Source organism: Candidatus Electrothrix sp. (genome assembly GCF_052785085.1).
The window spans coordinates 16611-31122 of the sequence record NZ_JALAAI010000031.1 but is presented as its reverse complement, the minus strand read 5'-3'; the positions used below and the strand labels follow the sequence as shown (position 1 = coordinate 31122).

Here is a 14512-nt window from a genome sequence, read left to right as displayed (position 1 = left end):
TCATTTTTCCTGATGTGATGCAGTCAAACAAATATAGGAGGAAATCACCAGATAAGAGAGTTTGTTGTTAGCCCGAAATCTATCTTAAATTATGCCAATTTTTGTGTTGACGATGGGGTCCACTTTAATCCCAAGACAAGGTGTCTTCTGTAATATCGTACCGTCGCAAGATAAGCTTGACACTTGCAACCAGCAGATGCTCCCAGAATATCTTGCCGTGACGAAACATCCACAAAAGATCTGCTTGTTTATATCCGCCAAAACCAGCATTTACAAATTCAGTTAACTTTTAGAAGTTATTGAGCAAGTCATGCGATTGCCGTGTAAAAAAAGGAAGTAGAGTATAAAGATAATCGCTTCCTCTACTAACACACATGCAAAAATTGCATTTTTTCCTTCAAATATAATTAATAATCCAGGAACAAATAAGGCTAGTAAAAAATTTATCGTAACAATAAATTTTGATTTTTTCTTTGAAAAAAGAAACATCCGATTAAATTGATTAAAAAAAGATAGTAATAATATTAGAAACAATGCGACTGCATAATATACTGAAAACTCGAATATTCCAGTTATGCGACAAAAAGCAGTATAAACGAAAACCAAAAATAAAGATATCAAAATAATAATGTTTATCTCAATAGCATTAAACCCCACTCTCTCCCTATTCTTTACCTCAAAAAAAGCGATACCTAATCCAGATATTTTCCCTATCACGCCTAAGGTAACACCGGTAATTGCAAGCCCAGATAGAGAAAATAGAATAGGATAAAGTACAAATGGTAATTTGTCTCTTAACACAAACAAAACCTGAGCGACCCCTTCCCATAAATCAAATTCCTCAAGAGGAGAGTTAATATTTTCCCTCTTAAACTTTCTCAACAACTTGGATGAAAACAAAAATCTAACCAAATTTGCCGCAAACAAACTTAGTACACAATACAACTGCAAACTACTTAACAAAGATGGCAATAAGACTACTAAAACAACTACCCATGATCGCCAGGAAATATTAAACAGCTGACGTTGTAAACCATGTGCCTTCATTGCATGATTTCCAATGTCGGAGAACCCATAAAACGGTACTATCAGAGCAAATATCCAAGCATATAGGTAGTTATGCCCTACACAAAAAATTATTATAAAAAATAACAAACTCGCCAAAAATGAAAATATTATCTTGATTTTTTTAAACAAAAAAGATTCGGCAAGAGACACTCTATAAGGGTAAAATCGAAAGCCGAAATCCGAAAAGCCACTCACAATCAAAGACAAACTATACAAAAAAAAGAAGGCATCTGCTTCGGCTCCGTCGTAATGTTGTAGGGCCAATGTTAGTAAAAAGGGGAATATAGGAAGAATTAATTTATTTACTATTGGATATATTAATTCTTTCATATATACTCGTTCGCCTTACAAAATTTCACAAAAGTATTTTTTTATAGTCGTTTTTGGATAGTCGCTCTGTTGAGTGCTGTGTAGGTAAAGTTAAGCGTTAACAGCAGATTGCATAAGCGAGCTTCTGTGCCAAAAAAATGCGCAGTTTCAATTCACTACAATTGATTGTTAGCTTGAACAACGCTCCAAAGGGACACCATCAAATTCTCAGTTTCTGGTTTGTTCGGGGTGATACTCAGGAATCAACTTCTGCAGTATGGCCTTTATACCTTCGCTGTCATGGGCCTTTGACTTTTGGTGAAGCAGTTCGAGGCACGAGCCAAGTTCTGCGCACGTCAAGCCGTTGCCCTGCAGGACCATGATTTTCTCATGGTTGGTTTCCACAATTCCTTCGCCTTCTGTTATGAGCTCTTCATAGAGTTTTTCGCCAGGGCGCAGGCCAGTGTATTGAATCTCAATTTCCGTGTCAGGTTCACGGCCAGCGAGTTTGATAAGGTCTTTTGCCATTTGGACGATTTTAATGGGCTCCCCCATTTTCAGGACAAAAATCTCGCCCCCCTTACCCATGGCACCGGCCTGGAGGATAAGCTGGGCCGCTTCTTCGATGGACATGAAGTAACGGGTGACTTCGGGATGGGTGACAGTAACGGGGCCTCCTCGCTGGATCTGGCGCTTGAAGAGAGGAATGACAGAACCGGAGGAGCCCAGGACATTGCCGAAACGGACAGCCATAAAAATCGTTGTGTGTGTATCAGGACATTTGCCTGCATGTTCGCCCAGTCGCCTTCGTGCCGGACAGAAACTGCCGTCCCAGTTTTTCTGGTTATATGCTATCATGAGCAGTTCTGTCAGTCTTTTGGAGGCTCCCATGACATTGGTGGGACGAACCGCCTTGTCCGTTGAGACCAGCACGAAACGCTGCACTTCATGCACTATTGAAGTCTCAATGAGAAGCTGAGCGGCAAAAACATTGTTGTGGATTGCCTGCCAAGGATTGGTCTCAACCAGAGGTACATGTTTATAGGCGGCGGCATGAAAGACCACAGTGGGCTTGTATTTCTTGAAAGTATACTCCAGCAACCCCTGGTCCTGGACCTTACCTAAAATAGTGACGAGATTGTCGGCTTTATGCTCCTGCTGCAGTTCATTTTCAATGGTGTAGAGATTTTCCTCGCCCGAGTCGAAAAGAATGAGCTTTTGCGGGGCAAAACAGAGAATTTGCCTGGTCAGCTCCGAGCCAATGGAACCTCCTGCTCCGGTGACCAAAACGATAGCGCCATGGAGATAACTGCCAATCATATCCTGCTCCAAGCAAACTTCTTCTCTGCCAAGGAGATCGGCATAGGAGATATCACGGATGGCCTTGATGGAGACCCTGCCATCCATCAATTGGCCGATGCCGGGCAGCACCTTGAAGGGGACACCCGTCTCCTGACAGATACCAACAAGACGCTGCATAGCCGCACCACTTATAGCCGAAATGGTGATAAGCGTCTCTTCGGCCCTGGTTCTGGCAATATGTTCATCCAGATCCTCAACAAGCCCCACCACAGGAACACCGTGAATTTTCAGACCGGTTTTCCTTGGGTCATCGTCAACCAGACCAACAACTGTATAGGGAAGTTTAGTATTATCATGCACTTCCCTGAGTACCTTATCGGCCGCCGAACCGGCACCAACAAGAAGGATTCTTTTTTTGCGTTCTTTCTGCGGACTGCGAAAAAATTGCCGGGGCCCCTCAACGTTTTTGTAGAAATAGCGAATTGACACCCTATGACCGCTGAGGAGCAGGAAGGTGAGTATGGAGTCAATGAGGAAAATGGAACGCGAATACCCTTGAAAACGGTTGATAAAAAGCATGGCAATAATCACCAGCGCCCCTGAATATATGGTCCCCTTGAGAATATTGAGAATATCGGAATAACTTGTATAACGCCACATTCCCCGATAGAGTCCAACACTATAGAAAATGGGTATTTTGACACATACCAGCAGGCCGGTGAGCGACAGAATTGTCGACATGGCCAGGTAGTTGAAAGGGGAAGATCCCATAATGGCATCGGCAAAGCGAATGACATAGGCCAAGCAATGGGCTATAATCAGCAGTGCAATATCTGTCAGCAAAACCAGCCAGAACTTTGGGTTTCCGGCAAGGCTTTTAAAGAGTATTGCCTGCTTTTTTATTTCTTGGATTCCAGGTGTGTCCACGATAGTTCTTGTCTCGTATTCAACGGAGTGTTCCGCTTATTGCTTGCCAACCCGGCTGAAATACTCCGTTGCAAGTGCCAACAGACACCAGCCATAAGTGCAGCAAGGATTGTCAAAGTTATGATCAATGCTTTTTTCGCTTGTACCGTTGTTTGTGCAATGAAGGCTGTTGGCGTATATTTTATCAGTCGGTTCGATAGTGCATTCCTTGGCTTCCATCTTCTTTGCGTTGCCTGGCCGCTTGAACATATTCCAGGATAAAGGCGAGCATAATCGTCCCCATCAGCCCTAGCAAGAACGACAATGCCACGATCAGGATCTTTTTAGGCTTGATCGGATCTGAAGAAGCTGTAGGGGATTTATCAATTTGGGTGGCTATTATATTGGAGAGATCAAGCTTTAACTGCTCTAACTCGATTTTGGAGGCTTGGCTCTGCGTTTCCATGTCACTAAGTTTACGATTTAAATCGTTAAGGTATATCTGCTTGTTCTGTATTTCATTGGAATAGAGCAAAACAGCCATTGCATCCGTAGAACGAGACGACATGGCTTTTTTGCGCTCCATTTTAAAATCCTCTATGGTTGCTTTTGTTTCTTTGACTTGTTCGGCTAAAAGCTTTACCTGATTAACCTTCCCCTGATACACAATCTTCGCGAGTTTGATCTTGTTTTCAATCTCATCTTTCGTCTTTTTGATTTTTTCTTCAGTATCTCTGGTGATTCGTAAAAGAATAGCGTTAAGAATATCCTTGGCTCTCTGGATGTCCGAACTCTCAATCCTGAACTTGACCAAATTGGTATCTTTAGGCAAATCAACATAGATATTGGGGTACTCCCGAGCTGATATCTTCAATTCTTTCTGAATATTTTGGTCAAAAACACCAGCAAGCACTTTTTCCTTGATCGCTATAGGTGATGCTACAGGCACTTCCTCATTCTCAACGATCCGTTTTCCAGGTTCAATAAGAGCGTCAATTTCATAAACCTCGGTCATAAATATAGATATCCCTATTCCTGCAAGCGCACATACAACGGTGCCCAGAATGATCAAGATCTTTCGTTTCCATAAAATGAGGAACAGTTCCGCAAGATCAATTTCGTCGTCGGAGTGGTATGGTTGATGCTGCTCAGTGTTTGACTGACCCATAAAAAAAATCCTTTTTTGTTTTTTTACTCAACTTTCAGACTTAGGTATTGGACCAAAAAAGTTGACTATAATTGAAGCAGTACGATTAAAAAACAAATCGCCTGATATTGCAATAGCAAACTGGAATAACTATGGGCACCTAAAGCGGCAACGTCACCCTGAACTCTTCACCGAACTCCTCAAAAATCGGTTGCCTGCCGAGTTGTACTGTTTCTCTGTATACCATCGGCAACCCTCGCCCGAGTTTGTCGATATATCGCAGGTTTTCCATAAACTTTACTATAACCGGATTGACAGCATAGGATACTCCGCTACGAAGTTTTTCAATGGTCACTGTGTTCGGCAATCGACCGGGACTGATAAATTCCAGGCGATCATTAAACTGGAGAATGCGAATTCTTGAACCACTGATTGCGTAGTTTCTATGCACACAGGCATTAACAAGCAACTCACGAAATACTTTGTCCAGATACTGTACAATCGTTGACTCACGTTTACCCTCAATAATTACCGAAGGGTTCTTCAAATTATGCTTAATGACAGTCAGACAGGCATCCACCTGATAATCCAGTGTTCCTTCAATGACCTGTCGGTCAAGCAGTTCAGAATCCGCTTTTTTCCCGAGATAATGAGCAAAAATTATACTGCTGTTGTGCAGAAATCGTTGCGGCTGCAACCCGAAAAGCAGAAGACCGGCCACTGTGACCTGTCCGTCATGGGTAAGAATATCCGTGTTGGCAAGTAACGTTTCCAGATCCTCCTCATCTGTAATATCAACGTCCCATCGTTGAAAATAATCAGCTATTTTAGTCAGATTAAGTTCCTTCAAGCCGGTGTTTTGCACTGCTGTCAAATCAAAATGAAACAACCCGGCCTGCTGAAACAGCCGCATCAATTCGCCTTGCGTAGCGGTCCGACTTGTCGATCCTACCCTGACTAAGAATAATGATCGGGAGGTCTGATAGGGACGCTCAAGCCCCTTTTCGACCGTGATGACACCGACTTTTCCGTCGTCAATATCAACCTCCTGATACGCAGACATAATTGGAGGTATGACATTATTACGGGAAATATTGGCCACCCATTCTTCCCAATCACGGTCTTTGGATAAACCTTGTATATTGCCCTTGTCGTCAACTCCTAACAGAACCACCCCGCCATATGAGTTGGCAAAAGCGGTCATCTCTTTGGCAAGGGAGTCCGCATGAACCTGAGATAACTTAAACTCTACAGCATGATTCTCGCCCTGCTGTATAAGCTGCCTTATGTCGTCCTGATTATATGGCATTTTAAGAAAGAAATATCAAACTGTATCCATAAAAGTCTTTCACAACATTATGTTATATTTTTCGCCAGAAAATTCACCAGAGGATTACCAAGCACCTTCAACAGAATTGTCTGTAATTTGCTTGCCCTGTTCACCCTTTGCTGTAGAAAGAGATACTCTTCGCTGTTTTTTATATCAGCAGGTGCGCTTTCAAGCATACTCAACGCCCCTTCAAGCTCTACCCCAAAAAACACAACCTTTTGACGCAGAAACGAAAGCAGACCTTGCTGCAAGCCACTCCCGATATTATCAGCACTGCGATAATACTTTTTACGATCACCCTTAACCCATACCCTACGCACCAAGCCAATCTGCTCAAGCTGACGAACCGCGATACTGACCGAGGCTTTACTCAAGGCAAGGGATTCGCCGATTGTGTCCAATGACTGCTCATCTTTTTGCAGATAAAGATATACCATAATCTGCCCGACGATCCGTCCTGCGCCAAGATCCAGAGATGTTCGTCCGCCGGTTTCCACCAGCCTCATCCGTACTTCTGTCAGCGTGTCGTGTCTGTCCATTTACTTGTTAACAAATTTTACAAATTTCTGAAAATACGCCACTGCATTATAAAATGCAACAGAATTCTTTGCGGCTTTCTTGATAAATTCTACATCCGCATATGAACGCAGATATTCTCAGCTGAATAATACAGAACGCCGCACACCCATTTTAGCAAGTCGAAACTGAATTGCCGTACTTACACATCCGAATCCGTATCGCACTGATCTGCTAAAATTTATGGACGAAGCCTCTGGAAAATATTTGGTAGGACAGGTAATCTCAGCAACCGGATACCCGGCCCAGATTATCTGGGCAAGCATCTGGTTGTCAAAAACAAAATCGTCAGAATTATCGGAAAGATCTATAGATTCAAGGAGATCTCTGGAAAAGGCCCGATAACCGGTATGGTATTCCGACAGCTTTGCCTGGATCAACAAATTTTCAAAACACGTAAGGAAACGATTGGCAATATATTTCCACATCGGCATACCGTCTTGCAGGGCGTATCCACCGAGTATACGTGAGCCGAGCACACAGGAGTACAGCCCGTTGCCGATCAATGATGCCATTCCCGGAATGAGTTTGGGAGTGTATTGATAATCTGGATGCACCATAATGATGATATCGCCTCCGGCCTCAAGAGCAGCCTGATAACAGGTTTTCTGATTGGCACCATATCCCATGTTTTTCGGGTGGATGATCACCTGCATTTTCTCCAACTCGGCAGCGACCTCCGCAGTGTTGTCTGAACTGGCGTCATCAACCAAAATAACCGTATCCACAACTTCCTGGGCCATGATCTCACGGTAGGTTTTTACAACCGTCTTCTCAGCATTATACGCTGGCATGACAACCACGACTTTACATCCCTTATACATTTTTCTCCTTTACAATGCCGGTGCTGGTTTCAAGCTTACTTTTTCTTATAAAGAAATATCTTAGCCAATGGCGAAATATTTTTTTGCAGCAGTACATACTTTGTTACATCAGGCTCAGATTGGTCAAGGTTGCCGGGTGATGAAAAAATACGGTAATCTGCTTCAACTGCCTTTTTGCCGCTGCCTGCCACATTATATTCTCTTATTGAGTACCCGGCTCTTCGGTCAATAAGCCCATGAATAACTGGAAATTCGGCAGCTAAGACAGCATCCTCCCCGGCAATTTCATCAAGGTGGGCGGTGATCTCCTGTTGCGCCTCAACGAATTCCAGATATCCCATATCAGCATCAACGTTAAAGATATGACCTCGGTAATAAAGCAGGGGAACAAGAAAAAAGGGAAAAAGCAGGTACTTTCCAACAGGTCTATTGAGGTTCTCAACAAAATATACGAATTGGGCAGCAATCAGCATACAGAGTGCAGGCAATATCAGAAGGATGTACCGAGCCAGATGGAAGTTCAATGTAGATACGAACAGAGAAACAACAATATACAAAATCAAAATATGTACTGGTCTCCATTCTCTTCCAGGTAAAACTTCGCTGATAAACGATCTGGAAAACAAGGTCGTTCTTTTTTTTAATAAAAACAGAATAGATACCGCCAGGATCAGTATAGTCCAGACATATCGCCCTTGTCCTTTCAATAAAAAGCTCAGATAATACCCAAGCCGTGCTAATATATCGGAACGGGAAAAAGAAATATACCCTGTATGGAGAGGAAAGAAGAACCAGCCATTCTGGATCTTCTGCATCAAAAGAAAAATCCCCCAAGCAAACAGCGGCATGCAGACCAAAAAAAACTCTAAAAGACGTTTCTTGTTTATTCCATTATGCAGCATGGTTAACACAACAGGCAGCCCAAAACAACAAGGAAGGATAATTGCGGTTTCTTTGGTCAGAATCGCCAGGGTGGAAAAAAGGGCGAGCCAGACAAAGCGCCCCTTGAAATAGGCATAGAGCGATGCGGTGCAAAAAAATGCCAACATAACCTCAGGTAATACCATGCTGGACTGGGCAATAAAAACAGGTTGAACAGCGAGCAGGGCTGAGGCAAGTAACGCTGTTTTGCGATCAAAAACGTCCCGTGTAAATTTATAGAGAAGATAAAGCAGAGCACAACTCAACAGCAGGGCTGTTAAGTGCCCGGCCCAGACCTGAGGGCCGAACAGTTTGTAGCCGAATGCAAAGAATACTGCGCATAAAAGCGGATGCCCCCTGGAGAGTTCCGGCGGCATGGCATCTGGAAGCATGCTGATTCCATGATCAAACAGATACAGTGCGGCCCGAGAGTACACCCCCAGTTCATCCCAGAAATAGGGAATATGGAGGTGAGACAGCTTGAAGAGAAAAAAACAGGCAATAAGCAAATAAATCGGATATATTTTATCAATAATATGAGGCATAATGATGCGCAGGAATCAATAATTCAGAGGTTTCTGTGAAGGCTCATTGACACCGGGAACCTGCACAACACGAATAATACGAAGAGCCTTGTTCTCAAAGACTGTATGAAAGCGATCATCCTGCTCTATTTCCTGGACAAAATAATCCGGATACACGCCAAGGTTGGTAATCTCCTGATCAACAGGGGCAATAAGATGTTTTTTGATTACCACTGCACCTATATTGAAATTACGCAGAATAGCTCTCCGCAGATCATTATCTGCCCGCCAGAATTCCCGAAGATGGTAATTCATATACCATTCATGGGGGACAGGAAAAAGTCGATAATTCCCTTCTGGATACATGAAAACCTTGGCAGGGTACGGAGGATGCTTTTGGAGCCAGGATATCCCCTCTTTCAGCTCCGGGCTGACCTGCCGTAATTTATAGGTTTTAGACAGAACATACCCGCCCTGAAGGAGTGCCAAACTGGCAAGTAATGAGATCACCCATTTGGGACGCGGCAGACACACAGTCTGTTCCGCAATTGGCAGGAGGAGAAAAGGAAGTCCGGGCAGAAAAAAACGGGCATCAGGTGTGCTCTTAAGAAGTAGCGCAACCAGCAAGGTATAAGACAGCCCTGTACCCCATAACCAATATGCCTTTTCCTGAACAGGTTGTTGACTCCCCTTACCTCTCCGGTGCAATAAAGACAGAAGAGCACCAGCACCCCCGACTATAATCAAAAGCCAGAGCAACAGCCCGCCGTAGACAAAATAATTCGCCTTTATACGCAGATCACCAGGGTGATTCGCAATAATAGAAGCCTGTTGTTCCGAAATAACCTTTGCCTGATCTTCTGTTGTGTTTCCAACTGGTTCGTGGTCCTGGTTTGGCTGCCGGTCCTGTTGCTTGACAGCGGAAAGCTGTTTCCCCCTCCTCTTCTTCTGCGGCACTGGATTGATCTTCTCCTGAACGATATGCACTATTTGATAGAGTTTTTCAAGCGGATAGAACGATGCCCCGGCATAGACGTTAATAGCCCTGCCCAGTCCCCAGGTACACGAAGAAATAACCAGCAGCGAGCAGCAACAAATCAATACGGTTTTTCTCAAATGACAACGTCCCGCAGTCCATATGAGCAAGCAGATAAAAAAGGCCGGAAAAAAGAGAACAGCCGTGACCTTCATCGCCAGAGCAAAACCGAGAAAAAAAGTCGCCAACAGCCAACGATTCTGCCGAAGCAGGTAAAAGGCGGTCAGCACCTGGGCCGTCATTGGTATATCCTGATAAAAAGTCACGGAAAAGATCAAGGTCATTGGTACTGTTGTTAAGATGAGGAGATACGGCAAAGCAGATCGGGTTTGCACGCCCCGTCGGCTCCGGGCCAATAAATAGGCAACACCGAGGAACTGGGCCAGAAAAAGGGCCTGATAAAGCTGGATAGCGGCAAACGAGCCGCCAGTGAGCTTGTAGATCACAGCCCCCAGATAATGCCAGCCAAAGGAATGGGGGTAACGCCGCACCTCTGTTTCCCCCCAGCCTGTAGGAATTTCGGCGATAAAATTCGGTTGCGGCAGAACATCGGCCTGCGTCTTGAGCATATAATAATGGGTCACTTCGTCGCCGACCATAACCTGGGGAGTGGATATCCCAACCAGAAAGACAGAGCATACTGCGACCAGAATAATCAGTGGCGCACCCAGACTGGTTCCCCGTTCCGGGCGACGAATCAGGCTGACAGACAGCTTTTTCAGCTTTTTCCCAAGCAGGCTTAACAAACCATGTAGACCTTTTTGCTCCACTTTTACCGGGTCTTTCGGGCCTACCGGCTGCTCCAGAGCTGTATCCTCACGCCGCTCAAGCTGTTTAATGCGTTCAAGCAGGGTCTGCTGATTTGCGTATAACTCCGAGATGGTGATGGAAAAATGAAAGACCAGCAAGAGAAGAAAGCCGATAAACAGTCCGGCAAGAGCAATACCATAATGCACACCAAGCAGACTGGGAAAGGAGCGGAGCAGGTCTGGGAATAAGGCCGTGAACAGAACAATAAGTGCCACTGCTGTCCATGTCAGTCCATAACGCTTCTGCAACCCGGTTTTTATCCAGGCTGTACCGGTCAGGATGAGGAGACACAGACTGAACAAAACAGCGATCAGCCGGACACGCACCCCTGAATCAAGACCACCGATAAAAGCGGCAATGCTTTCCTCCAAGGCAATGGAAGCCATAAACAGGCCGATCAAAAGACCGAAAATCCCACCCAGGCGATTGATCCGCCGATCCCAAAGGGCGGTGACCACCAGAATAACCAGCAGAATGCCGAGAAAAAGGAGAAAAAGTTGCGGCAGGGCTGTACCAAGCCATTGATTAATAAAATTACTAATTACTTGCACACAGTTGCTCCATCATTATTTTCACCGTTCTCATAGCTTCTCCTAGAACTTCTCCATCGGGTTCACTTCCTTGGGCAACGCTTCAGGCTGGAGGAAGAAACACTCGTTTTATCCTGACAGGCAGCACAAATCAGGCAATTTCCCTTGCATCTTCTCCCGATCGGAGTAAAATTCTGCATTTTTTATCGTTGTTTTCGCAGATGCAGCCTGAGCCAGATAAAGGCATGCTGAATATTTTTAGGCATTGATCTGTTATTACAATAAGAAGAAGAGCTTGTCCAGGTAGAAGTACGGAGTACGCACTCCTCATATGTATATCGGGCATCAAATGCACAATAATATATACAACGCCTGAATCCTCAAAAACATATTTTATCCACGAGAAAAACAATGGAATACCGGGATACCCTGAACCTGCCCAAAACCAAATTCAAGATGAAGGCCAATCTGACCCAGAAAGAGCCGCAATACCTGAAACATTGGGACAAGGAAAAACTCTATCAGAAGCTTCAGGAAAAAGCAGCGGACAGGCCCCTGTTCATCCTCCACGACGGCCCTCCCTATGCCAACGGCAATATTCATCTCGGGACCGCCTTTAATAAGGTACTCAAGGATATTATCCTCAAGTCCCGCCGACTGGCCGGTTTCCAGGCCCCGTATATTCCGGGCTGGGACTGCCACGGTCTGCCCATTGAGCATAATGTAGACAAGGAGCTGGGCAAGAAAAAAGAAACCATCCCAGTGTTGGCAAAGCGCGGGGCCTGCCGCAAATATGCTGAAAAATGGATCAAGACCCAGAAAGAGCAGTTTCGCCGTTTAGGGGTCTTGGGCGATTGGGATAATCCCTATCTCACCATAAATTACGACTACGAGGCCGCCATTGCTCGGGAGTTCAATCGCTTCCTGCTCTCCGACGGGGTGGTGCGCTCCAAAAAGCCGGTCTACTGGTGCTCCACCTGCCGCACGGCCCTGGCCGAGGCTGAGGTTGAATATTACGATCATACCTCACCATCTATTTATGTCAAATTTTCCGTGGCTGAGGATCCAGAGGAGCTGAAAGAGGTAGTGCCTGAACTTGCAGGCCTGGAAAACCTCAAGGTACTGATCTGGACCACCACTCCCTGGACCCTGCCCGCAAATACCGGTGTAGCTTTCCACCCTGATTTTGTCTATGCCGCTGTTGCGGTCAAGGATGAAGTCTGGATCCTGGCCCAGGAACTGGTAGAAAAATGCTTTGAGGACTTCGGAATCAGCGACTACAAGATCCTGGCTACTTTTTCTGCCAAGGGGCTGGAAGGCAAGAAATGTCGCCACCCTTTCCTGAATCGTGATTCCCTGATGGTGCTGGCCGACTATGTCACCACTGAGGCTGGTACCGGTTGTGTCCACACTGCGCCTGGACATGGTGCAGACGACTATATCACTGGTCTGCGCTACGATCTGGAGGTGCTTTCGCCCCTGAATGACGCAGGAGAATACACAGAAGAAGCCGGAAAATATGCAGGTCGTCAGGTCCCGGCGGTCAACCGGGAGATCAATGATGATATGGCCGCAGACGGCTCCCTGGTCAAGGAGAGCGAGATCAACCATTCCTATCCCCATTGCTGGCGTTGTAAAAAACCGGTGATCTACCGAGCCACCAAGCAGTGGTTCATCTCCATGAAGAATAATGACCTGCGCGACAAGGCCCTGCAGGCCATCAAGGAGGTCAAATGGACCCCGGCCTGGGGCCAGCAGCGCATCTACGGCATGGTGGAAGGCCGACCGGACTGGTGTGTCTCGCGCCAGCGTTCCTGGGGTGTCCCGCTTACCGTGCTGACCTGCGCGGATTGCGGCGAGATTCTCAAGGATGCTGCGGTCTGTGAAAATATTGAGGCCATGTTTGAACAAGAAGGAGCTGATACCTGGTTCAAGCATGAGGCAGCGGACTTTCTCCCGGACGAGGTACAATGCTCCTGCGGCTCAACCCATTTTGAGAAAGAGACCGATATCCTGGATGTCTGGTTTGATTCCGGGGTCAGCCATGCGGCGGTTATGGAGGCCCGGGACGAACTGCGCTCTCCGGCAGATCTCTATCTGGAAGGCAGCGACCAGCACCGGGGCTGGTTCCAGTCCTCCCTGCTGACCTCTGTGGGCACCCGTGACCAGGCACCGTTTAAGGGCGTACTTACACACGGTTATGTGGTAGACGGCAAGGGCAAAAAGATGTCAAAATCCATCGGTAACGTGATTGCGCCACAGGAGATGATTGATAAATTCGGGGCTGAAATCCTCCGTCTCTGGGTAGCCAGTGAAGATTACCGGGATGATGTCAAGGTCTCTGAGGAAATCCTGCGCCGGGTCTCGGATGCCTATCGCAAACTGCGCAATACCCTGCGTTTTCTCCTCTCTAATCTCAATGATTTTGATCCGGCCACAGACAGCGTCGGACCTGAGGACTTCAAGGAGATAGACCAATGGGCTCTGGCCCGATTCGCCGATCTGGTCAGGCGAGTGGAGCGGGCCTACGACGAATATGAGTTCCATGCCATCTACCACAGCCTGATCAACTTCTGCGGTACCACCATCTCCAGCCTGTACATGGACGTGCTCAAGGATCGACTCTACTGTTCCGCCCCGAATGCACCGGAGCGGCGGGCGGCCCAGACCGTTATTTACCGTATTCTGGACGGCCTACTCCGCCTGATGGCCCCGATCCTCAGCGTGACCGCAGCCGAGGCCTGGGAACATTTGCATGACCTGGACCAGAAGGCACCTCTTGAGGAATCGGTCTTTTTTGCTGACTTCCCCAAGGTGGATGATATTGTCCAGGATGCGGAGCTGGATGCCCGTTGGAGCAAGCTCCTGGATCTGCGCAGCGAGATCACCAGGGTACTGGAGGCAGCGCGTCGGGATAAGACCATTGGCCTGTCCCTGGATGCGGAGGTGCTCCTCCAAGCAGATGCGGAAACAACAGCCTTTCTCAATGACAATCTGGCGTTGCTGCAGGAACTCTGTATTATCTCCAGTTTGCATGTCGTTACCGAGGCAGGCGATACCAGCTTTGTTGCTGGCGAAGAAATGAAGGGCTTGCAGATTGCTGTTCGGCCCGCACCGGGCAATAAATGCGAACGCTGCTGGACCATCTCTCCCACTGTAGGTGAAGACAGCGAGCATCCGACCCTGTGCAGCCGCTGTCTTGCTGTGGTCAAGGAGCTGGCAGGCTGAT

General features: G+C 46.5%; 9 protein-coding genes. 1 reads left to right on the top strand and 8 read right to left on the bottom strand.

Features of this window, described 5'->3' with window-relative positions:
• Positions 1-282: 282 nt before the first annotated feature.
• From L2082_RS07180 to L2082_RS07145, 8 genes are all read right to left on the bottom strand, one after another.
• Positions 283-1398, bottom strand: a complete 1116-nt coding sequence (locus tag L2082_RS07180; protein ID WP_446011568.1) for a hypothetical protein — start codon at positions 1396-1398, stop codon at positions 283-285.
• 207 nt (positions 1399-1605) lie between these two features.
• Positions 1606-3606: a polysaccharide biosynthesis protein gene (locus tag L2082_RS07175; protein ID WP_446011567.1), complete on the bottom strand. Its 2001-nt coding sequence runs from the start codon at positions 3604-3606 to the stop codon at positions 1606-1608.
• 184 nt (positions 3607-3790) lie between these two features.
• Positions 3791-4753, bottom strand: coding sequence for a Wzz/FepE/Etk N-terminal domain-containing protein (locus L2082_RS07170; protein WP_446007928.1), 963 nt, complete (start codon positions 4751-4753; stop codon positions 3791-3793).
• A gap of 139 nt (positions 4754-4892) precedes the next feature.
• Positions 4893-6041 carry an RNA-binding domain-containing protein gene (locus tag L2082_RS07165; protein ID WP_446007929.1) on the bottom strand — a complete coding sequence of 383 codons (1149 nt, stop codon included), beginning with the start codon at positions 6039-6041 and terminating at the stop codon, positions 4893-4895.
• A 47-nt stretch (positions 6042-6088) separates the two neighbouring features.
• Positions 6089-6601 (bottom strand): GbsR/MarR family transcriptional regulator, encoded by a 513-nt coding sequence (locus tag L2082_RS07160; RefSeq protein WP_446007930.1) that lies wholly within the window; start codon positions 6599-6601, stop codon positions 6089-6091.
• 117 nt (positions 6602-6718) lie between these two features.
• Complete coding sequence (locus tag L2082_RS07155) at positions 6719-7462, bottom strand: glycosyltransferase family 2 protein (protein ID WP_446007931.1); 744 nt, start codon at positions 7460-7462, stop codon at positions 6719-6721.
• Positions 7463-7497: 35 nt separating this feature from the next.
• A complete protein-coding gene (locus L2082_RS07150) occupies positions 7498-8928 on the bottom strand; it encodes an ArnT family glycosyltransferase (RefSeq protein ID WP_446007932.1) in 1431 nt (476 codons plus the stop codon).
• A gap of 15 nt (positions 8929-8943) precedes the next feature.
• A complete protein-coding gene (locus L2082_RS07145) occupies positions 8944-11304 on the bottom strand; it encodes a DUF2304 family protein (RefSeq protein ID WP_446007933.1) in 2361 nt (786 codons plus the stop codon).
• 390 nt (positions 11305-11694) lie between these two features.
• Between L2082_RS07145 and ileS the strand changes: the two genes are divergently transcribed.
• On the top strand, positions 11695-14511 hold the full coding sequence (gene ileS, locus L2082_RS07140) for an isoleucine--tRNA ligase (protein ID WP_446007934.1): 2817 nt from the start codon (positions 11695-11697) through the stop codon (positions 14509-14511).
• Position 14512 lies beyond the last annotated feature (1 nt).